Annotated in this window: 18 protein-coding genes; 4 read left to right on the top strand and 14 right to left on the bottom strand. The window is 39.9% G+C overall.

Annotated elements, in window-relative coordinates:
- Window positions 1–114: 114 nt before the first annotated feature.
- The 7 genes from icmF to SB717_RS19575 all read right to left on the bottom strand — a co-directional run bounded on the left by icmF (window position 115) and on the right by SB717_RS19575 (window position 10,544).
- Window positions 115–3,357 carry a fused isobutyryl-CoA mutase/GTPase IcmF gene (icmF, locus tag SB717_RS19605; protein ID WP_410904514.1) on the bottom strand — a complete coding sequence of 1,081 codons (3,243 nt, stop codon included), beginning with the start codon at window positions 3,355–3,357 and terminating at the stop codon, window positions 115–117.
- Window positions 3,354–3,998: a TetR/AcrR family transcriptional regulator gene (locus SB717_RS19600; protein ID WP_410904513.1), complete on the bottom strand. Its 645-nt coding sequence runs from the start codon at window positions 3,996–3,998 to the stop codon at window positions 3,354–3,356. Before SB717_RS19600 ends, icmF begins: the two co-directional genes overlap by 4 nt.
- A gap of 27 nt (window positions 3,999–4,025) precedes the next feature.
- The gene (locus SB717_RS19595; RefSeq protein WP_013059833.1) at window positions 4,026–5,159 is read right to left on the bottom strand and encodes an acyl-CoA dehydrogenase; all 1,134 of its coding nucleotides are present in this window, start codon (window positions 5,157–5,159) and stop codon (window positions 4,026–4,028) included.
- A gap of 11 nt (window positions 5,160–5,170) precedes the next feature.
- Window positions 5,171–6,298, bottom strand: a complete 1,128-nt coding sequence (locus SB717_RS19590) for an acyl-CoA dehydrogenase (RefSeq protein WP_074681850.1) — start codon at window positions 6,296–6,298, stop codon at window positions 5,171–5,173.
- 12 nt (window positions 6,299–6,310) lie between these two features.
- On the bottom strand, window positions 6,311–7,165 hold the full coding sequence (locus tag SB717_RS19585; protein WP_074681852.1) for a 3-hydroxybutyryl-CoA dehydrogenase: 855 nt from the start codon (window positions 7,163–7,165) through the stop codon (window positions 6,311–6,313).
- 15 nt (window positions 7,166–7,180) lie between these two features.
- Window positions 7,181–8,344 (bottom strand): acetyl-CoA C-acetyltransferase, encoded by a 1,164-nt coding sequence (locus SB717_RS19580; protein WP_098621195.1) that lies wholly within the window; start codon window positions 8,342–8,344, stop codon window positions 7,181–7,183.
- A gap of 88 nt (window positions 8,345–8,432) precedes the next feature.
- Window positions 8,433–10,544: a (Fe-S)-binding protein gene (locus SB717_RS19575; RefSeq protein WP_410904512.1), complete on the bottom strand. Its 2,112-nt coding sequence runs from the start codon at window positions 10,542–10,544 to the stop codon at window positions 8,433–8,435.
- A 197-nt stretch (window positions 10,545–10,741) separates the two neighbouring features.
- On the opposite strand from SB717_RS19575, the gene cls reads away from it, so the two are divergent.
- Both cls and uvsE read left to right on the top strand, forming a co-directional pair.
- Window positions 10,742–11,935 (top strand): cardiolipin synthase, encoded by a 1,194-nt coding sequence (gene cls / locus SB717_RS19570; RefSeq protein WP_410904511.1) that lies wholly within the window; start codon window positions 10,742–10,744, stop codon window positions 11,933–11,935.
- Window positions 11,936–11,959: 24 nt separating this feature from the next.
- Complete coding sequence (uvsE, locus tag SB717_RS19565; RefSeq protein WP_410904510.1) at window positions 11,960–12,913, top strand: UV DNA damage repair endonuclease UvsE; 954 nt, start codon at window positions 11,960–11,962, stop codon at window positions 12,911–12,913.
- Between the two features lie 31 nt (window positions 12,914–12,944).
- On the opposite strand, the gene argS is transcribed toward uvsE, so the two are convergent.
- The 4 genes from argS to speE form a co-directional block, all read right to left on the bottom strand.
- Window positions 12,945–14,615: an arginine--tRNA ligase gene (gene argS, locus SB717_RS19560; RefSeq protein WP_410904509.1), complete on the bottom strand. Its 1,671-nt coding sequence runs from the start codon at window positions 14,613–14,615 to the stop codon at window positions 12,945–12,947.
- Entirely contained in the window at window positions 14,612–15,052 is a 441-nt protein-coding gene (locus SB717_RS19555) for a YwiB family protein (RefSeq protein ID WP_025752471.1), read from the bottom strand. The genes argS and SB717_RS19555 overlap by 4 nt, the downstream gene beginning before the upstream one ends.
- Window positions 15,053–15,241: 189 nt before the next feature.
- The gene (gene speB / locus SB717_RS19550) at window positions 15,242–16,120 is read right to left on the bottom strand and encodes an agmatinase (RefSeq protein WP_013059842.1); all 879 of its coding nucleotides are present in this window, start codon (window positions 16,118–16,120) and stop codon (window positions 15,242–15,244) included.
- A gap of 82 nt (window positions 16,121–16,202) precedes the next feature.
- A complete protein-coding gene (gene speE / locus SB717_RS19545) occupies window positions 16,203–17,030 on the bottom strand; it encodes a spermidine synthase (RefSeq protein ID WP_045293809.1) in 828 nt (275 codons plus the stop codon).
- A gap of 266 nt (window positions 17,031–17,296) precedes the next feature.
- Between speE and SB717_RS19540 the strand changes: the two genes are divergently transcribed.
- The gene (locus SB717_RS19540) at window positions 17,297–19,363 is read left to right on the top strand and encodes a transglycosylase domain-containing protein (protein ID WP_074681859.1); all 2,067 of its coding nucleotides are present in this window, start codon (window positions 17,297–17,299) and stop codon (window positions 19,361–19,363) included.
- 38 nt (window positions 19,364–19,401) lie between these two features.
- On the opposite strand, the gene SB717_RS19535 is transcribed toward SB717_RS19540, so the two are convergent.
- Together SB717_RS19535 and SB717_RS19530 are read right to left on the bottom strand one after the other, a co-directional pair.
- The gene (locus SB717_RS19535) at window positions 19,402–19,914 is read right to left on the bottom strand and encodes a YwhD family protein (RefSeq protein ID WP_013085495.1); all 513 of its coding nucleotides are present in this window, start codon (window positions 19,912–19,914) and stop codon (window positions 19,402–19,404) included.
- Window positions 19,915–19,933: 19 nt separating this feature from the next.
- Window positions 19,934–20,578 carry a site-2 protease family protein gene (locus SB717_RS19530; RefSeq protein WP_016765944.1) on the bottom strand — a complete coding sequence of 215 codons (645 nt, stop codon included), beginning with the start codon at window positions 20,576–20,578 and terminating at the stop codon, window positions 19,934–19,936.
- A 274-nt stretch (window positions 20,579–20,852) separates the two neighbouring features.
- Here SB717_RS19530 and SB717_RS19525 point away from each other — a divergent pair, with 274 nt between their 5' ends.
- The gene (locus SB717_RS19525; protein ID WP_013085497.1) at window positions 20,853–21,038 is read left to right on the top strand and encodes a 2-hydroxymuconate tautomerase; all 186 of its coding nucleotides are present in this window, start codon (window positions 20,853–20,855) and stop codon (window positions 21,036–21,038) included.
- Window positions 21,039–21,084: 46 nt separating this feature from the next.
- Here SB717_RS19525 and SB717_RS19520 read toward each other — a convergent pair whose 3' ends face one another.
- The gene (locus tag SB717_RS19520; RefSeq protein WP_013085498.1) at window positions 21,085–21,594 is read right to left on the bottom strand and encodes a YwgA family protein; all 510 of its coding nucleotides are present in this window, start codon (window positions 21,592–21,594) and stop codon (window positions 21,085–21,087) included.
- Window positions 21,595–21,613: the final 19 nt, after the last annotated feature.

The following is a 21,613-nucleotide window of genomic DNA, read 5'->3' as shown; positions in this document are numbered from 1 at the left end:
GGAATTCACCATCAGTTATTCTGACTTCGCTAGGGTTAGGTCTATAAAAGCCGAGACGACCAACAAACGGTCATCTCGGCTTTTAATATATCACTATATACTAACGATACATTATTACATATTTCGACGATATTGCCCACCGCATTCATATAAAGCTCGCGTAATTTCTCCTAAGCTGGCTACTTTAACGGTCTCCATTAACTCTTTGAAAATGTTCTCTCCTTCTGTTGCAGCTTTCTTTAACCTTTTCAGCGCATCTTCTCTTTTTTCTTCATGCCGCTGTTGAAACTTCTGAAGCTGATTAATTTGGTGATTTTTTTCTTCTTTTGATGCGCGGGCTAATTGCATGTCATCAACTGAGGAACTTTCCTCTTCATTTGGATTAATATACGTATTTACTCCTATAATAGGTAAAGCTCCCGTATGTTTTTGCATCTCGTATTCCATCGATTCATCTTGAATCTTACCTCGCTGATACTGCATTTCCATCGCACCTAAAACGCCGCCTCGATCATTTAAGCGTTGGAACTCAGCCAATACCGCTTCTTCTACCAAGTCTGTTAGTTCATCAATAATAAAAGAGCCCTGTAGTGGATTTTCGTTTTTAGTTAATCCATGCTCTTTTGTAATGATTAGTTGAATGGCCATCGCTCTTCGTACAGATTCCTCTGTCGGTGTTGTAATTGCTTCATCATACGCATTGGTATGAAGGGAGTTGCAGTTGTCATGAAGAGCCATTAAGGCTTGCAGCGTCGTACGTATATCATTAAAATTAATTTCCTGTGCATGAAGCGAGCGGCCGGATGTTTGAATATGATACTTAAGCTTTTGACTGCGTTCATTCGCGCCGTATTTATCACGCATCACAATTGCCCAGATTCTTCTCGCTACACGTCCAATAACCGTGTATTCAGGATCAAGTCCATTACTAAAGAAAAAAGATAAATTAGGAGCAAAATCATCAATATGCATACCTCGGCTCAAGTAATATTCCACGTACGTAAAACCGTTGGCTAATGTAAACGCGAGCTGAGAAATTGGATTCGCGCCTGCTTCAGCAATATGATAGCCTGAAATAGACACAGAATAATAGTTGCGCACTTTCTCATCAATAAAGTACTGCTGAATATCTCCCATCATTTTTAATGCAAATTCTGTGGAAAAAATACACGTATTTTGTCCTTGATCTTCTTTTAAAATATCCGCTTGAACGGTTCCTCTCACTTGTTTCAACGTACCCGATTTTACTTCCTTGTATTCCTCTTCTGTTAAAGGACGCTTCAGCTCCTCTTCCTTCTTTTCCACCTGCTGACTGATAGCTGTATTCATAAACATAGCTAATAATATCGGAGCCGGGCCATTAATCGTCATCGAAACGGAAGTCGAAGGGTGGCAAAGGTCAAATCCCTTATACAAGAGTTTCATATCATCAAGCGTACAGACATTTACGCCGCTTTCGCCAATTTTCCCGAAGATATCCGGCCTTGGATCGGGATTTTCTCCATAAAGCGTTACAGAATCAAATGCTGTACTTAAACGCTTAGCCTCGTCATCTTTTGACAAATAGTGAAAGCGGCGATTGGTTCGTTCCGGTGTCCCTTCGCCTGCGAATTGACGCTTAGGATCTTCTCCTTTTCGTTTGAACGGAAAAACGCCTGCTGTATAAGGAAATGCGCCTGGCACATTTTCTTTATAAAGAAACCGAAGTACTTCCCCGTATTCTTCAATCTTTGGAAGGGCCACGCGCGGAATACGCAGTCCTGATAGCGTATCAACTTGCAAAGAGGTTTTAATTTCTTTATTTCTTATTTTTGTAATAAGTTCTTCTTGCCGATACTGACTTTTTAATTTAGGCCAGTTTTCCAGCTTTTCAACGGATTCAGCCGTTAGCTGTTTTTGGTATTTCTCCTTTAGCTGAGTGAGCTCTTGCTTGGCCGTTTCTGTTTCCACTTCTTCCAGAGCACCCTCTAGCTGATAAAATTTACGCGCCGTTTGCACTTGAACATCCGTATCGCGGTGATAAGAGCGAACGCTGTTTACAATCTCCTGTAAATATTGCTGTTGATCATTAGGAATGATGGTATATTTCTTTTCACTTACGCGCTCTGATGATTTTTCTACGTGCCAAGACGTACGGCATGTTTGCTGCATATGTTTTACAAGATCTTCAAATAAAATATTTGTTCCCCCGTCGTTGAACTGACTCGCAATTGTTCCGTAAATTGGCATAGTAGAGAGATTATTTTCAAACAGCTGATGATTACGCTGATATTGACGCTGCACTTGTTTTTTTGCGTCTTCGGAACCTTTTTTTTCAAATTTATTGATTACAATAAAGTCTGCGTAATCAATCATTTCAATCTTTTCTAACTGCGACGGCGCGCCAAATTCGCTTGTCATTACATAAAGAGAGACGTTTGCAATATCTTTAACTTGAGCATCAGCTTGCCCGATGCCGCTTGTTTCGACAATAATAATGTCGAAACCCGCTTTTTTCACGACGGCAATTCCATCTCGAATGGCCGCCGATAGCTCATGGCCAGATGAACGCGTAGCCAGACTTCTCATATACACACGAGGAGACGCTGCAATGTTCATGCGAATTCGATCCCCAAGAAGCGCTCCTCCAGTTTTTTGTTTAGTTGGATCGACGGATAAAACAGCTACATGAATATCTGGAATATGTTCAATAAACCTTCTTACTAATTCATCCGTAAGCGAACTTTTCCCCGCTCCTCCTGTTCCTGTGATTCCAATAACCGGTATTTTTTGACCTGTCTCGCTTTCGATTACACTTTCTCGGATTTCTTCAAGAGCGGCTGCATGCTCTTTTGTGTATTCATAGGCCTCATTTTCAGCGCATGTAATAAGCTGGGCAATTAAACGGTCATTAGCCGGCGTTAAGGTTCGATCCTTCGGCAATGCTGGGGGATTTGTGTAATAACAATCATCGATCATGAATTGAATCATGCCTTCTAACCCCATTTTTCGTCCATCTTCCGGAGAAAAGATTTTAGAAATGCCGTAATCATGAAGCTCTTGAATCTCACTTGGAATAATTACCCCTCCTCCTCCGCCATAAATTTTAATATGAGAAGCCTGTTGTTCGTGGAGTAAATCGTACATATACTTAAAATATTCTACATGGCCGCCTTGATAAGAAGAAATGGCAATCCCTTGAACATCCTCTTGTATGGAAGCGTTAACAATTTCTTCGACAGATCGGTTATGTCCCAGGTGAATAACTTCTACCCCCTTGGCTTGAAGAATTCGTCTCATGATATTAATGGACGCGTCGTGGCCGTCAAACAGGCTAGAAGCGGTTAAAAAACGAAGCGGTCTTTTGCTTGTATTCAAACTGTCTCCCCCTCACACAATTGTTGAAATGAAAAATTTTTAAGTAAAAAATCTAACTGCATATTTGTATATTCTTCTAGTGAATAATGCTTTTGCAGCCACCATCTGCGAAATGCCCACATCTGACCTTGAACAAATAAATGATGAGCAAACAGCGAAACTTCTTTATCCGTAAGTGCAAACTGGTTGTTTTCTACGCAGCCTTCGATAATAACCTTAAACATTTCAACCATATCCAGCTCTTTTTTTAATACATATGGAAGCGCATCTTTAGACAGCGATTTCGCTTCTTGGTACATGACTAATACTTCATCTTGAAGCTCATCCACAACTTTAAAATAGTGCTGAATCGCTTGTTGAAGCTCAGCGATTGTATAACGATCCACTACCATCTCTTCTAATCGCTCTCTCACTTCATCATAAATGTTGTCACATACAAGATATAAAACATCTTCTTTAGATTGAATATATTCGTAAAGTGTACCGATACTGAACCCAGCGGCTTTGGCAATTTCCCTTGTTGTTGTTCGGTGAAAACCTTTTTCCTTAAATAGCGTGACGGCCCCTTTAATCATTTGATTACGACGCTCTACAATCAGCTTTTCATCTTTAATGGATGTGAGAACTTCTCTCTTTTTCATTTTTTCACCTCTCCTACAACAAGTGTTTTATTTAGCAAGATACCTAGAAATAACGAGACGCTGAATTTCTTGTGTACCTTCATAAATTTGCGTAATTTTTGCATCTCTCATAAAACGTTCTACTGGATAATCCTTTGTATAACCGTACCCTCCAAATACTTGAACAGCTTCTGTCGTTACTTTCATGGCTGTATCCCCGGCATATAATTTTGACATGGCTGATTCTTTGCCATATGGCAGCCCTTGTGACTCCAGCCAAGCAGCTTGATAGGTTAACAGTCTTGCAGCTTCTATACTCGTGGCCATGTCGGCTAGCTTAAAAGCAATTCCTTGCTGAGAAATAATTGGCTTACCAAATTGCTGACGTTCCTTTGCATAAGCCACCGCGGCATCTAACGCTCCTTGAGCAATTCCTACCGCCTGCGCCGCTATGCCATTTCGGCCGCCATCTAGCGTCATCATCGCTACTTTAAATCCTTCTCCTTCATTTCCCAGCAAATTTTCTTTTGGAACACGGCAGTCCTCGAAAATAATTTCTGTGGTAGGTGAAGAGCGAATGCCCAGTTTCTTTTCTTTTTTACCAACTGAAAATCCCGGCATATCTTTTTCAATAATAAAAGCGCTCGTGCGTTTTTCATTAGGATCGATACGAGCAAATACGACGTAAATATCCGCTTCGCCGCCGTTTGTAATAAAGATTTTAGAACCATTTAAAATATAATCTTCTCCGTCCTTTACAGCGAGCGTTCTCATTCCTCCTGCGTCTGATCCAGCACTCGGTTCGGTTAACCCATAAGCACCTATTTTCTCACCAGTTGCCATAGGTTTCAGGTATTTTTGTTTTTGTTCTTCTGTTCCGAATGTATAGATTGGCCAGCCGGCAAGAGAAGTATGAGCCGACAACGTAACGCCTGTTGATGCACATACTCTAGACAGTTCTTCAACGGCAATGCAATAAGCTAGATAGTCACTGCCAATTCCTCCGTATTGCTCCGGCCATGGAATACCTGTTAATCCTAGATCAGCCATTTGCGTAAAGATTCCTCTGTCAAAACGCTCTTCTTCATCTCGTTGTGCAGCTGTCGGAGCCACTTCGTTTTTGGCAAAGTCCCGCACCATTTTTCGAATCATTTCGTGTTCTTCTGAAAGTTTAAAAAACATGATTATTCCCCCTATAGTTGACTGCTAATGACGATGCGCTGAATTTCGCTTGTACCTTCGTAAATTTCGCACACTTTGGCGTCACGAAAATACCTCTCTACTGGATAATCTTTCATATAACCATAGCCTCCCAAGACTTGAATCGCATCGATGGCTACATTCATAGCCGTTTGGGAAGCAAATAATTTCGCCATTGAGGCCTCTTTTTTGCAAGGAAGTTTTTGATCATATAAAAAAGCGGCTCTGTACATTAAAAGCTTCGCTGATTCAACAGCCGTTTCCATATCAGCCAGCTTAAAGGCAATTCCCTGCTGAGATAAAATCGGTTTTCCAAATTGATATCGTTCATTTGCATAGTTTTTGGCTGCCGTTAACGCACCTTCAGCAATTCCTACCGCCTGAGCAGCAATACCAATTCTTCCGGCATTTAAATTAGCCATAGCAATTCGAAATCCTTCACCTTCTTCTCCGAGACGATTTTCTACAGGCACCTGCATATTTTCAAAGTGCAGTTGAACCGTTCGAGAACCGTGAAGACCCATCTTATGTTCATCTTTTCCTACTGAAAATCCCTCCATCGTCTTTTCAACGATAAAAGCGCTCATCCCTCTCGACCCGCGTTCGGAATCCGTTTTAGCAAATACAATATACGTATCCGCTTCTCCGCCGTTTGTAATGAAAAGCTTTGATCCATTTAAAAGATAGTGGTCTCCTTTTCGTTCTGCTTTTGTTTTTAAGCTTGCGGCATCAGACCCTGCACTAGGTTCTGTTAAACAAAAAGCACCTAAATATTCACCTGTCGCCAGTTTTTTCACATATTTTTGTTTTTGATCTTCCGTCCCAAATACGACAATAGGATTCGTACCTACAGAAGTGTGAACAGACAAAATGACACCGAGAGCTGGACTTACTTTTGATATTTCGTGGATGGCAATCATGTACGACACAAAGTCCAGTCCGCCCCCTCCGTATGTTTGAGGAACGGGAATGCCCATCAGGCCAAGATCAGCCATCTGCTTTAATAAACCTCGAGGGAATTCGCCCTTTTCCATGTTTGGTACAGCCGCAGTGACTTCTTTTTCACTAAAATCAGCTACCATCTTCTTAATCATGTGTTGTTCAGACGTAAAAAAGATCATTTCGCCACTCCTTTATGTTTCGTACGTAAAAAATCCTTTTCCTGTTTTTCGACCAAGCCACCCTGCCTTTACATATTTCCTAAGCAATGGACAAGGACGATATTTGTCATCACCAAACCCTTTATGAAGCGTTTCCATAATAAACAAACATGTATCGAGCCCGATGAAATCTGCTAATGTCAAAGGCCCCATTGGATGGTTCATTCCTAGTTTCATCACTTGATCGATATCCTCTTCGTTTGCTACACCTTCATAGAGCGTAAACACAGCTTCGTTAATCATTGGCATTAAAATTCGATTTGAAACAAACCCTGGAAAATCATGAACTTCCACCGGGGTTTTAGTTAATTTTTTTGTTGTTTCATAGACTGCTTGATACACTTCATCAGCAGTAGCCAGCCCTCTAATAATTTCAACGAGCTTCATCACGGGAACAGGATTCATAAAGTGCATGCCAATTACTTTTTCAGGTCGAGTCGTTACAGCTGCAATTTCAGTAATAGGAAGTGAAGACGTGTTGGTTGCTAAAATAGTATGACTTGGAGCTAACGAATCCAACTCCGCAAAAATAGCTTGTTTGACTTCCATCTTTTCCACAACCGCTTCGACGATTAAATCTGCTTTTTGTGCTGCTGTTATTTCATTTGCCAAGTGAAGACGCTCCATAATTCCTTCATATTCCTCAGCTGAGAGAGAACCTTTTCCCACCTGCTTTTTCAGGCGTTTATCAATACCTTCTATTCCTTTTTGTGTATTTCTTTGATCAACGTCATACAAAGAAACTTGATATCCGCTCGCAGCAAATACTTGCGCAATGCCTGCTCCCATCTGACCTGCTCCAATAACCATAACTGTTTCAATATTCAAGTTGATATCCCCCTTTTACACTTCTACCATGATGGCATCACCTTGGCCGCCGCCGCTGCAAATAGAAGCAATGCCTAGTCCGCCGCCTCGTCGTCTTAATTCATGAATGAGCGTTACAACAATACGGGCGCCGCTTGCTCCAATCGGATGTCCAAGTGCCACTGCCCCGCCGTTCACATTTACTTTTTCAGCCGGAAGCCCTGCAATCTCCATACTCATTAACGCTACTGCTGAAAAAGCTTCATTGATTTCAAACAGCGCAATATCGTCTACTGTCTTATTTGTTTTTTGCAGTAGCTTGTTAATAGCAAACCCAGGCGTTTTCGGAAATTCCCTTGGCTCCATCGCAAGAGAAGTATGGTTTACAATCGTAGCCAACGGCTCATAGCCATTTACTTTTGCCACATCTTCATCCATTAGCATGAGCGCAGCTGCTCCGTCATTCACGCTAGGTGCATTTCCTGCTGTAATAGTTCCACTATGGCCAAATACAGGCCGAAGAGACGAGAGTTTTTCTAACGACGTATCTTTTCTTGGTCCTTCATCTTTTTGAACCGTTATCGTTCCTTTTTTAGACGGAATATCAACTGAGATTCTTTCTGCATCCCATCTCCCTTTCTCTTCTGACTCTACCGCTAACTGATGACTGCGAAGCGCCCATTCATCCTGCTTTTCTCGGGAAATATTCATTTCAGAAGCTATTTCATTTCCATACGTACCCATTTGAACCCCTGTAAAGCTGCATGTCAAACCGTCATGAACCATTAGATCCGTCACCACACTATCTCCCATACGGAATCCCCACCTTGCTTTTGGAAGAAGATACGGTGCGTTACTCATCGATTCCATTCCACCTGCAATGATTGTTTTTGCTTCTCCTAATCGAATCAGCTGATCAGCAGTTGTAATACTGCGCATGCCCGATGCACAAACTTTATTAATGGTTTCGGTCTCTACTTGCCACGGTAAACCTGCATAATGCATGGCTTGCCTAGAAGGCAGCTGTCCTTGGCCCCCTTGCAGCACGCACCCCATAATAACGGAATCAATTTCTGTACGTCCCTTTGATGCTGCTTGAATCGCTGCCCCGCCTAGTTCTGCCGCTTTTAGTCCGCTTACGCTGCCACCTAATTTCCCAAAAGGTGTTCGAACTGCACTCACAATAACTGTTTTCCCCACTATTGTTTCCTCCTCTTTTTCCCGATTGAACGCTTGCTCAGTTTCCTTTCTGTAAAAAGTAGAGATGAATACCATCTCTACTTCTCCTTTATGAAACCTGTTCTTGCACTTCACCATAAATTGACTTTTCAAGCAGTTCTGCTACGTCATACGTATGAACCTTTTCTTCTACTTCTTTTGCTTTTGTTCCGTCACTTAGCATCGTCAAGCAGTACGGACAACCTGAACTGATAACGCTTGGGTTAACGGCTAAGGCTTGTTCCGTGCGCGCTACATTAATACGCTGGCCGGTCGTTTCTTCCGTCCACATTAACCCTCCTCCTGCTCCACAGCACATACCATTTTCACGGTTGCGATCCATTTCAATCAAACTAACACCTGGAATCGCTTTCAAAATTTCTCTCGGTGGACTGTATACTTCGTTATATCTTCCTAAATAACAGGAATCATGGAAGGTGATTTTTTCATTAACCGCATGTTTTGGTGACAACTTACCTTCTTTCACCAACATAGCTAATAATTCTGTGTGATGATACACTTCTCCTTCAAAACCGAAATCTGGATATTCATTTTTAAAGATATTGTAAGCATGTGGATCAATGGTAACAATTTTTTTGATTTCATTTTTTTCGAATTCAGCGATGTTTTTAGAAGCCAATTCTTGAAATAAGAATTCATTGCCTAACCTGCGCGGCGTATCACCAGAATTTTTTTCTTTATTTCCTAAAATCGCAAATGAAACACCAGCTTCATTGAGAAGCTTTGCAAACGATAGAGCGATCTTTTGACTGCGGTTGTCATAAGACCCCATGGAACCTACCCAGAACAAATACTCAAACGTTTCACCGGCTTTACTTACTTCTTTAACAGTCGGAATGTGAACATCTTCTCTTACATGTCGCCATTCTTCACGCTCTTTTCGGTTTAATCCCCAAGGGTTTCCTTGACGCTCAATATTCGTCATGGCACGCTGAGCATCCGCGTCCATCTTTCCTTCGGTTAATACTAAAAAACGTCGTAAATCTATGATCTTATCTACATGCTCGTTCATTACGGGACATTGATCTTCACAGTTTCGGCACGTTGTACATGCCCAGATTTCTTCTTCCGTAATGACATCTCCAATTAAAGCGGGATTATATTCCGCTGTTGCTGCGGCTTCTGCTCCGCCTTGGCCGGCCGCCATCACCGCCAGCTGATTTCCTTTTGTTTTAGAGAATGCATACGTAGGAACCCAAGGAGCCTTAGATGTCACAACCGCTCCTTTTTCTGTTAAGTGATCGCGCATCTTTAAAATTAAATCCATTGGAGATAAAATTTTCCCTGTACCCGTTGCCGGACACATATTCGTACATCGGCCGCATTCCACACAGGCATATAAATCAATAAGCTGATGCTGCGTGAATTCTTCAATCTTTCCAACCCCAAACGTCTCCTGCGTCTCGTCTTCAAAATCAATCTTTTCAAGCTTACCTGGCTTAGAAACACGGTTAAAAAATACATTAGCCGGTCCAGCCAGTAAATGAGCATGTTTTGATTGAGGAACATATACTAAAAACGTCAATAACACGGCTAAGTGAATCCACCATGAAACATAAAAAATGGAGATAGCGGCAGTATCGTTGATTCCCTTAAACAAGATGGCAATCGATGACGCAATCGGTTCTGTCCATGCTGGTTCATGATTATGCCAGATGATTGACATGCCGTTTCCAACAAGCACTGACAGCATAAGTGCTCCAATAAAAATCAGCACTAAACCAGATTTGAACCCTCTTTTTAAACGCACAAGCTTTTCGACATAGCGGCGGTGAAAAGCCCAGACAACTGCTACTAAAATCAAAAACGTTACAATTTCTTGAAAAAATGTAAAGCCTGGATATAAAGGTCCAAGCGGCAAATGCTTACCTGGAAGCAAACCTTTTATAATGAAGTCTAACGCGCCGAACTGAACTAAAATAAACCCATAAAAAAACATGACGTGCATAATTCCGCTTTTTTTATCTTTTAACAGCTTCTTTTGTCCAAACACGTTCACCCAAATTTTTTGCAGCCTTTCTTTTAAGCGCTGATCAAATTCAACTTTTTTTCCTAATTGAATATACTCAATGCGTGTGCGAATTAAATAGACAAACAAAGAAACAGCGTAAGCGGTTACAATAATAAAAAAGAGAAAATTCACCCACAGCAACCCTGTCATCTCGTCCCCTCCTTGAATAATTTGTTACCTTCTTTCCTCCTGACGACTAAATTTTCTGATAATATATCTGTTTTCATTGTATATAATGAATGAGCATTCAGTCAATATCTTTTCGTTCTTTTGTTCATATTCTATTTAAACAAGGTGACACTAAGAACAACATAAAATGTATTTACATCGGGAAAAGAGGTGACATGATGAGCGGCATGGTTGTAATTTTACTTTTTATTATTTTTATTGCTTGGCTTGCAATTGACCTTGGCGTTGGAAAAAAAGTATTTTCTCAGGCTGAAAATACATTTCCAAAGCGCCGTGCTTCTCTTTTTTTGTTCGCAGACGGAAATGTCTTGTATAAAGATTTATTTCACGAAATAGAAAATGCCTCTTCATTTATCCATTTATCGTTTTACATTGTACAAAATGATGAAATTAGCCAAGAATTTTTAGATTTACTAGTCCAAAAAGCACGTCAAAATATTGAAGTCAGATTATTGGTAGACCGTGTAGGAAGCTATAAAATTAAGAAAAACAAAATTGCATTCTTAAAGAAACAAGGTGTTCATTTTGCTTACAGTCGAACGCTGCGGTGGCCTTATTTGTTTTATACACTCAACGCACGCAATCACCGTAAAATGGCCGTTATTGATGGGAAAGTTGGCTACATTGGAGGTTTTAATATTGGAAGAGAATATTTAGGACTCGACGCCAAGCTTGGGGTGTGGAAAGATTACCACCTGCGTATGGAAGGTGAAAGTATACAAGACCTTCAAATGCAGCTATTGAGCGACTGGTATGCTGCTACCGGCTTAGATCTACGTAAAGTGGAAAGATACTTTCCACCAACCTCTGAAGGAGACTATGTTATTCAGCTACAGTCGACTGAAGGTTTTTCACTTGAAGAAAGCTTTTTATCGATTATCAACAAAGCCAATAGGGAATTGTACATAGGTACTCCTTATTTTATTCCAAGCGAACCTTTGATGAATGCTTTACTGCAAGCTCGTGCACGGGGAGTACAAGTTCATATTTTAATTCCAATGCGTGCAGATCAACCGCTTGTTCATCATGCTGCGTTTGCCTATCTTCCCACATTACTTCAAGCAGGCTGTATGATTTATCAATATTATTACGGTTTTTACCATGCCAAAGTATTAATTGCAGACAATGTGATCTGCGATGTAGGAACGGCTAATTTTGATAAAAGAAGCTTGTTCTTAAATGCTGAAATCAACTGTTTAATCTATGATGCAACATACATTGAAGAAGTAAAGAACAGCTTTAAAGCTTGTATGGGAGAATGCCCAATTTTGTCTTTAGAAGATGTCAAAAACCGAAAATGGAGTGAAAAACTAAAGCAAGGATTTGCAACCTTTATTTCTCCGTTACTTTAATGAACGAAAAGAGGAAGATTTATCATGAAAATTAGATTTGGCTATGTATCACATGCCCTGTCGCTTTGGGACTGCTCACCTGCTAAAACTCTCACGTTTACTAGATGGGGAAAAATGAAAAAAGATGAGAGGCTGGATAAGCTTCATCACGTCACAAAACAAAATTTGAATCATACTAAGCGCGTTTTGCATTTTAATATTGCCCACGAAATTATGCTGTATCGATTATCATCTTCTCTTGTCCCTTTAGCTACTCATCCTGAAGTAGATTGGAATTACATTGATGCGTTCCAAGAAGACTGGTCAGAGATAGGAGAATTGATTCGGAATCATCAGCTGCGCGTGAGTTTTCACCCCAATCAGTTCACATTATTTACAAGCGACAAAAAACACATTACAGAAAATGCGGTAAAAGATATGGATTATCACTATAGAATGCTTGAAGCGATGGGAGTAGCCGATCAAGCTCTTATTAATATTCATGTAGGAGGAGCTTATGGCAATAAAGAAAAAGCGATCGGTCGATTTCATGAAAACATTCAAACGCTGCCGCCTGTCATTAAAAAGCGCATGACTCTTGAAAACGATGATAAAACATACACAACTGAAGAAACATTAGCCGTATGCGAAAAAGAGGAAGTCCCTCTCCTCTTTGATTATCACCACCACAAAGCAAATGAAGGAGAAGAACCTCTTGACCTATTGCTCCCTCGTATCTTTGACACGTGGAAACATATCGGGTTAAAACCAAAAGTACATATCTCTTCTCCTAAATCTGAAAAAGAATTTAGAAGTCACTCTGATTATGTCTCAACTGAGTTCATCGCACCTTTTTTGCAAATAGCTAAAGATATCGGACAAGATTTTGACGTAATGATTGAAGCAAAGTTAAAAGATAAAGCGCTGCTAAAATTAGTGGAAGATTTAGCATCAATGAGAGGAGTAAAGCGTACCGGAGGCGCCACCCTTGTTTTTTAAACAAAAAAAGAGCCAAGAGGCTCTTTTTTTATTACATTTTTTCAGGTGCTGAAACACCAATTAGTTTTAAGGAGTTTTGAAGCGTTACTTGAACAGCTTTCACTAGTTCAATACGCGCTTTACTTGTTTCTACATTATCGCTATCTAATACTTTTTCTGCATTATAGAAGCTATGGAACGTAGAAGCAAGATCAAATACATAGTTCGTAATGCGGTGCGGAATACGTTTTATTGCTGCTTCCGCTACGGCCTGAGGGAACTCTCCGATTTTCTTCAGCAGTTCCATTTCTTTCTCTGCACTAATTAATGAAAGGTCAGTGCCAGATGTTGATTGAATCCCCATCTCTTCACCTTGACGAAGAATACTGCAAATACGAGCATGAGCATATTGCGCGTAGTATACAGGATTTTCATTAGATTGAGAAACAGCTAAATCTAAATCAAAGTCTAAATGTGTATCCGCACTTCTCATCGCAAAGAAGTAGCGAGTTGCATCAAGGCCTACCTCTTCTACTAGATCACGCATTGTTACTGCTTTACCTGTACGTTTGCTCATTTTCATTTTTTCGCCATTTTGATACAGTTGAACCATTTGAATAATTTCTACTTCCAGCGTATCTTTTTCATAACCAAGCGCTTGAATCGCCGCTTTCATACGAGGAATATATCCATGGTGATCGGCTCCCCAAATGTTGATTAGCTTGTCAAATCCGCGCTGAATTTTGTCTTGGTGATACGCAATATCTGGCGTTAAGTACGTAAATGAACCGTCATTTTTAATTAACACACGATCTTTATCATCACCAAATGTTGTAGAACGGAACCACGTAGCACCTTCTTCTTCGTATACGTGGCCTTGTTTTTTCAACGTTTCAAGTGCAACTGAAATTTTATCATTTTTATAAAGAGACGTTTCAGAATACCATACGTCAAATTTCACACGGAACTGTTCAAGATCACGCTTTAATTTAGCTAACTCATAATCTAATCCGTATTGACGGAAGAATTCAAAACGTTCTTCTTCAGAGGCGTTTACATACTTGTCTCCGTGCTCTTTTGCTAGCTCTTTTCCGATGTTTATAATATCAGCACCATGATAGCCGTCTGCAGGCATTTCTTTCTCTAAACCAAGAGCCTGCATGTAGCGTGCTTCTACTGAATAAGCCAGGTTATTAATTTGGTTACCGGCATCATTGATATAGTATTCACGTGACACATCGTAACCTGCTTTTTCAAGAACATTACACAGTGAGTCTCCAACTGCAGCACCGCGGGCATGTCCTAAATGTAAATCCCCTGTCGGATTAGCTGAAACAAACTCCACCTGTACTTTTTGTCCGTTTCCTACGTTTGTTTGACCGTACGCTTCACCAGCTTTTACAATCGTTGGGATAAGCTCTGTTAAATAAGAGTTATTCATATAAAAGTTGATGAATCCAGGGCCTGCAATGTCAATTTTTTCGATAGATGCTTTTGATTTATCGAAATTTGCTACAAGCTCTTCAGCGATAGCACGCGGAGCTTTTTTGGCAATACGAGCTAGCTGCATAGCCATATTAGTAGAATAATCACCGTGTGTTTTATCTTTTGGGGTTTCTAATAGAACTTCTGGAAGTTCTGCTTTTTCAGCTAGTCCTGCTTTGACCACAGCATCTTGAATTTCAGCTTTTAATTTTTGCTGTACTTGTTCGACGATGTTCATTTTTTCTCCTCCTTGAATGTAATGGTTAACGCATATTTCCCGGTAGACTGACCCTGTACTTCTAGATCATACGTTAAAAATAATCGACCCTTTTGAGTCATTTGTTTATATTCAATGTTATGAGCGAATGTTAGTAAATCCATACGTCCATAAGGGCTTATATAAGTTCCTTCGATCTGTACCTTTTTACGAAACGATTGCTTCATTTGAACAGCACCGGTTCGATTAATTGATACTTCATCTTCACTAATTTTCACCATTGTTCTAATATCTCCGATTTCCTCTTGGCGCTCCGTGTATGTAAGATAAATTTTCGATCCTTTTTCATAATACATACCTTTTGCATTTACCGATGTTGTCTCTTTTCGGTGACCATCGCGGATATCCGTCACAATTTTAACTTCAATAGGTTTTTTGACTTCTGAAGCGTTACTCACAAAAGACACTTCCTTATTAAAATGAATACGTTATAACTTAAATAGTATAAACATTCTAAAGAAAGAATTCAATAATACTTCAAAGGAAATATGATAGATAAGCCGAGAATTCCTCTTTTCACTGTGTTTGACGTACTCACATATTTCACACAAAAAAGGCGGCCGTAGGCGGCCGCCTTTTTACTTTATTTATTTCTTTTGAACCCAGCCTAAGATCATTTCACGAATAAGCTTGCTTGCTGTATTAGCTGTTTGTTCAGACGGATCATAAATTGGAGCTACTTCTACTAAATCTCCTCCGACAATGCGAAGATCTGATTTAGCAATTGCGTGAATAGAAGCTAAAAGCTCTTTTGATGTGATACCGCCTGCATCTACTGTTCCTGTACCAGGAGCGTGCGCTGGATCTAATACATCGATATCAATTGTTACATAAACAGGGCGACCTGCAAGTGTTGGTAGAATCTCTTTTAACGGCTCTAAAACTTCAAACTTTGAAATATGCATGCCGTTTTCTTTTGCCCATTGAAATTCTTCTTTCATTCCTGAACGAATACCAAATGAATAAACATTCTCCGGTCCGATTAGTTCAGCCACTTTACGAATTGGAGTGGAATGAGAAAGTGGTTCTCCTTCATACTCTTCACGAAGGTCCGTGTGAGCATCCATATGGATAATGGCTAAATCAGGATATTTTTTATACATAGCTTTCATAACAGGCCAAGAAACCAAATGCTCTCCGCCCATGCCTAATGGGAACTTGTCCGCTGCTAAAAGCTGGTCGATATACTCTTCAATCATATTTAAGCTGCGCTGAGGATTTCCAAATGGAAGTGGAATATCTCCTGCATCAAAATATTTTACTTCTTCTAGCTCCCGATCTAAATACGGGCTGTATTCTTCTAATCCAATTGATACTTCACGAATACGAGTTGGGCCAAATCGTGAACCTGGACGATAGCTAACTGTCCAGTCCATTGGCATTCCGTAAAGAACCGCTTCACTTTCTTCAAAAACAGGGTGACTGCCGATAAATACATTACCTGAATAAGCTTCATCAAAACGCATATTTTGTTCCTCCTTCATTACTCATAACTCATAGAAAAGATGCCAGCCTTACACCTCTGGCATCTCACTTGTATGTGATAACTTATTTAATAAGATCTTGCACAAATTTAGGTAAAGCAAATGCCGCTTTGTGCAATTCTTTTGTGTAATACTTTGTATCAATATCAAAGAAACGATCTTCGCTTACTTCTAATGGATCATGTTTCTTTGAGCCCATTGTAAATGTCCATAAACCGCTTGGGTATGTTGGAATATTCGCTACGTATAGACGTGTAATTGGGAAGATTTCTTTTACGTCACGCTGAACATTTGAGATAAGCTCTGGCGTGAACCAAGGGTTGTCCGATTGAGCAACAAAGATACCATCTTCTTTAAGTGCTTTTGAGATACCTGCATAGAACCCTTTTGTAAATAAATTTACAGCTGGGCCTACTGGCTCTGTTGAATCCACTAAAATGACATCGTATTCGTTCTCGCTTTTAGCGATGTGCATAAATCCGTCGTCTACTTGTACATCAACACGAGGATCTTCTAGTTTGCCCGCAATTGAAGGTAAGAATTTTTTTGAGTACTCAATAACTTTTCCATCGATATCAACTAACGTTGCTTTTTTTACGCTTGGGTGTTTTAAGATTTCACGGATTACGCCTCCGTCTCCTCCACCTACAACTAGTACGTTTTCTGGATTTGGATGCGTAAATAACGGTACATGCGCAACCATTTCATGATAAACGAACTCATCTTTTTCTGTTGTCATAACCATACCGTCAAGTAGGAGCATGTTACCAAACTCTTCTGTTTCAACCATATCTAATTTTTGAAACTCCGTTTGCTCTGTATGTAAAGTGCGATTAATTTTAGCTGTAATACCAAAGTTCTTTGTTTGCTTTTCTGTGAACCATAATTCCATTTCAAACTCTTCCCTTCTATTTTGAGAATTAACCTATGCATAGATTACCCTAACATAATTTATACAAACATGAAAAAAGTATAGATGAATTCAGCAAAAAAGCAAGTAAAATTTTTAGCAATGGAGGTTTAAAACCACCTTTTCTATTTCATACTGATGATAGATACAAGCTTTAGAATCTACTTGCACCGCTCTTTTAATAGAATTTTGTTGCGTTATAAGCAGCATATACGGTGCATAGTGACACATATTGGTGGTGAATGGAAATGGAAACGGTATTAACCGAACATTTAAAAAAGGCAAGACGCGTCTTCCGAATTCTTCTCGTCCTTGGTATATTAGCGGGGGCTTTATTGTTGTTTGCCTATATAAGCATCTTTCTCTACGCCAAAATCGCTGGCCCCCCTCCGCTAAACGTTTCTCAAACAGCTGTTTTCTACTCAGCAAACGGTAAAGTTCTTGATGAAGTTCACAATGGACAAAAGCGCTACTGGGTCTCACTTAATCAAATTTCACCTTACGTAAAAGATGCGACTTTAGCCGTGGAAGATAAGCGCTTTTATGAGCATCACGGCTTTGATATGCATCGAATCGCCGGAGCAATTGTAGCTGATATAAAAGCTATGGGAAAAGTACAGGGTGCGAGTACCATTACTCAGCAGTATGCACGGAACTTGTTTCTAGAGCACGATAAAACGTGGACTCGAAAGCTTCAAGAAGCTCTGTATACGATTCGGTTAGAAATGAATTATAGCAAAGACCAAATTTTAGAAGGCTACATGAATACGATTTACTATGGCCATGGAGCTTATGGAATTGAAGCGGCAGCTAGGCTGTATTTTGATAAGCACGCCAAAAATTTGACGTTAAGTGAAGCGAGTATGTTAGCAGGTATTCCAAAAGGCCCTAGCTACTACTCTCCTCTTATTCATCAAGAAAATGCAAAAAAACGACAAAATATCATTTTATCTCTCATGAAAGAGGATGGAATTATTACAGGTAAGCAGGCTACAAAAGCGCTTGTAACCCCTCTAGCATTTGCAAAGCCTGCCGAAAAAGATCCTAATAAAGAAGATGCTTCTTACTTTATGGATGCAGCGCTAGCAGAATTAAAGCAAGATTTAGGCATTGATGAAACCATGATTTATACAAATGGACTTCGCGTTTATACAACGCTGGATGAAAAGATGCAGCGAACGGCAGAAGAAAAAATGAAAGATGTTATCAGCAGCTCTTCAGACGTACAAAGTGCATTTGTTGCCATGAATCCTAAAAATGGACAAGTGAAAGCTCTTATTGGGGGAAGAGATTATGAAAAGAGCCCGTTTAATCGCGCTACTCAAGCAATAAGACAGCCCGGCTCAACCATGAAGCCATTCTTATACTATGCGGCATTAAAAGATGGTTTCACTGAATCCACTCCAATGAAAAGTGAAGAAACGACGTTCAAATTAGAAGATGGTGTTTCGACATACACACCTAGTAACTATCACAATTATTATGCAGATGCTCCTATTACAATGGCTCAAGCCATCGCACTTTCAGACAACATTTATGCGGTAAAAACGCATTTGTTCATTGGGGAAAACCGCTTGATCGAAACCGCTAAAACACTTGGTATATCATCACCTTTAAAGAAAGTTCCATCTTTAGCTCTTGGAACTTCACCTGTCAAAGTCATTGATATGGTTAATGCGTACGGCATCTTTGCTAATGGCGGAAAAGAAATTCGTCCAACATTTATTAAACGAATTGAAACCCATGACGGAGAAGTTGTTTATCAAGCTCCTTCTGAACGGAAACAAGTCATTGATAAACGCTATGCTTTTCTTACTACCCATTTAATGACCGGCATGTTTAATCAAAAGCTAAATGGCTATACAACCGTCACAGGAAAGCCTATTTCTAAATATGTATCTCGTCCTTACGCGGGAAAATCGGGCACAACTTCTACGGATAGCTGGATGATTGGCTACTCTCCTCAGCTCGTTTCAGGAGTTTGGGTTGGATATGATCAAGGAAGGACAATGGATGATGTAGCTGAAAAAGGATACGCAAAAAAAATGTGGGCGCTATTTATGGAAGATGCTTTAAAAGGGAAGAAAAAAGAAAAGTTTAAAGCACCAAATGGATTAATGAGCGTAAACATTAATCCTCAAAATGGAAAGTTAGCATCCAAATCATGCCCTGTTCAATATAAAGCTTATTATTTAACTGGTACACAGCCGAAAACATATTGTACTGACCACATCGATCATGCAGCAAAAACGAAGAAAAAACAGCATGAAGCAGAGAATAAAAAGTTTCATTGGCTACCAAAATGGTTTGATTAAAAAAAGCTTAAGGCCAAGGCCTTAAGCTTTTTTTAGCATTACGATGTTTGAAGCGCTTCTTTTAAGTCATCATTAGATAACGTCCAGATTTCTTCATTATGAGACTTCAAAAACTCGCGAAGCAAAGCCTTAGACTTGTTATCCATTTCTTCTACCATAATGCGTCGTTTTAAGGATTTATCCATTTTGTTCACATGTTCAGGGAGTGACTTATAGCCGCGGCGAATTTCACGATCAACGGTCATTTCACAAGCTGTCATACCTGCGTAGTAAGGTCCTTCTTGCTTGCGATCAATCGTTACCCATACGAGCCAATATAACTTGCCGTTTGGCACCTCGTCTTTATTCGGTAAGAACTTAATTCCTTTTTCTACTACACTTCTTGCATGCATCGCACCGATATCCACAAATACTTCTTCGTCGCTCGGGCAAACAAAAACGGGTGAAATGTTTTCTAAACTTAACGCCCCAACTCCGTAGCCGCCGTGGCCGTCGGTTGAATCGTCTTTTATGATATTAAATCCTATACTTTTCTTTTTTGGCTGAGTCATAGTAAGCCTCCTCTATTCATTAAATCAGTGGTGCTAATATCTGCTGAAAGATATTCATAACAAACGTTGCTGCTCCGTTTAGAAGCGGCCAGATCACAATTCGATCCAGAGGTGTAATCACAAGAATCAGAAATACAAAAATACCCCAAGACTCATACTGCGTCATTTTAGCTCGCGTAGACGGCGGAACGAGATCTTCAATCACGCGGTAGCCGTCTAAAGGCGGAAAAGGCAACAAGTTAAATACACCTAGTGTTAGGTTTATTTGAATAAATAATGTAACAAAACGATAAAGCGCATCGTTGTCCACTGCGGCATTATTCATCAAATAGTAAATAAGCAAGCCGATAAATGCCAACACCAAGTTGCTAAACGGTCCCGCTATCGATACTAGAATACCAGCTAAACGAGGCTTTTTAAAGAAATAGCGATTAACAGGAACCGGCTTCGCCCACCCAAAACCTGCGATAATTAACAAAAGCGTTCCAAATGGATCTAAATGAGCCAGCGGAGAAAGCGTTAGCCTTCCTTGCTTTTTAGCCGTGTGGTCTCCAAATAAATAAGCTACATATGCATGTGCAAACTCATGCAGTGTGAATGCAACAATAAGGGTCATCACCACGTAAGGAAGGTCTTGCAATGAAAAAGCTAAAAAATGTTCCACTCTTTATCTCCTTTATTTTAAAATAATTTCTACACATCATATCTACTAAATAAAACGTTTGCTTACGCTAAAAAGGATACAAGGCTTCTTGAATATGGCCTCAAAGGTCTCAAAAACCATACATGGGCTCCCTTTGGCCACACCTGGTTTTCTGCATCGATGTTATGATAAAAGTATACTACAGATTATGACCTGCATCACTACCTCATACTGTCATTTTATTCAGAAAACGGGTACACTAATCATATACTGACCAAAAAGGAGTGTACACATTATGCCAGTTGTAACTGTTAAGATGCTTGAGGGGCGTACAGATGATCAAAAAAGAGCTCTTGTTGAAAAAGTAACGGATGCTGTTGTAGAAACAACAGGTGCATCACCTGAAAAAGTATCCATTATCATCGAAGAAATGTCTAAAAACCATTATGCTGTAGCAGGCAAGCGCATGAGTGATCAATAACGCCTACATAAAAAAGATGCCATAGGAGTTGACCTATGGCATCTTTTTAATGCACAGACAGAGTTGCCTGAAGTTTTTCAATATATTCGTATGCTTCTGCAATGTCTTCTTCTGTATAATTTTGCTTACGCTTTAACGTAAACACTTTTTCTTTTACTTCTTCTTTAGGTAAATTATCAAAATATAAAATCGTAGAGACGAGCTCCAAAAATTTAGAGCTTTGTTCGTTCATATCCTTCATACATTCCTGCAAGTGAGGAAGCTCCAAGTCATAGTGACTTAAAAATCCTTCCCCCGCTTCTGTTAATACGTAGCGATACTGCATATACCCGCCTTTTTTCTCTTTAATTTCACTTAAAAAGCCTAAGTTACACAGCTCTTCGATTCGAAGCGTTAATTCCTCAGAATAAGGTCCAAAAAAGTGAAAATTATACTTTTCATAAAAAGGAAACTTCAGTTTTTTTCCGATAAATATCATCTTTTGTAACTTTTTTCTGCCAACAACTTCTCCCGCCGCGGAAAATACTTTCACAATCTTTGCGTGATCGTTTAACACAGCCCCTTCAACTCCTATA

It is taken from the genome of Priestia sp. SIMBA_032 (assembly GCF_046535215.1).
GTDB classification, from domain to species: Bacteria; Bacillota; Bacilli; order Bacillales; family Bacillaceae_H; genus Priestia; species Priestia aryabhattai.
Note: the sequence above shows the minus strand (reverse complement) of the source record. Positions and strands in the feature narration are given on the sequence as shown.

What these genes read in the sequence shown, in the direction of transcription:
- SB717_RS19600 (WP_410904513.1), bottom strand. Translation starts at nt 3,998, where the DNA reads ATGAAAAAGAGAGAAGTTCTCACATCCATTAAAGATGAAAAGCTGATT.
- SB717_RS19595 (WP_013059833.1), bottom strand. Translation starts at nt 5,159, where the DNA reads ATGTTTTTTAAACTTTCAGAAGAACACGAAATGATTCGAAAAATGGTG.
- SB717_RS19590 (WP_074681850.1), bottom strand. Translation starts at nt 6,298, where the DNA reads ATGATCTTTTTTACGTCTGAACAACACATGATTAAGAAGATGGTAGCT.
- SB717_RS19575 (WP_410904512.1), bottom strand. Translation starts at nt 10,544, where the DNA reads ATGACAGGGTTGCTGTGGGTGAATTTTCTCTTTTTTATTATTGTAACC.
- cls (WP_410904511.1), top strand. Translation starts at nt 10,742, where the DNA reads ATGAGCGGCATGGTTGTAATTTTACTTTTTATTATTTTTATTGCTTGG.
- uvsE (WP_410904510.1), top strand. Translation starts at nt 11,960, where the DNA reads ATGAAAATTAGATTTGGCTATGTATCACATGCCCTGTCGCTTTGGGAC.
- argS (WP_410904509.1), bottom strand. Translation starts at nt 14,615, where the DNA reads ATGAACATCGTCGAACAAGTACAGCAAAAATTAAAAGCTGAAATTCAA.
- speB (WP_013059842.1), bottom strand. Translation starts at nt 16,120, where the DNA reads ATGCGTTTTGATGAAGCTTATTCAGGTAATGTATTTATCGGCAGTCAC.
- speE (WP_045293809.1), bottom strand. Translation starts at nt 17,030, where the DNA reads ATGGAATTATGGTTCACAGAAAAGCAAACAAAGAACTTTGGTATTACA.
- SB717_RS19540 (WP_074681859.1), top strand. Translation starts at nt 17,297, where the DNA reads ATGGAAACGGTATTAACCGAACATTTAAAAAAGGCAAGACGCGTCTTC.
- SB717_RS19535 (WP_013085495.1), bottom strand. Translation starts at nt 19,914, where the DNA reads ATGACTCAGCCAAAAAAGAAAAGTATAGGATTTAATATCATAAAAGAC.
- SB717_RS19525 (WP_013085497.1), top strand. Translation starts at nt 20,853, where the DNA reads ATGCCAGTTGTAACTGTTAAGATGCTTGAGGGGCGTACAGATGATCAA.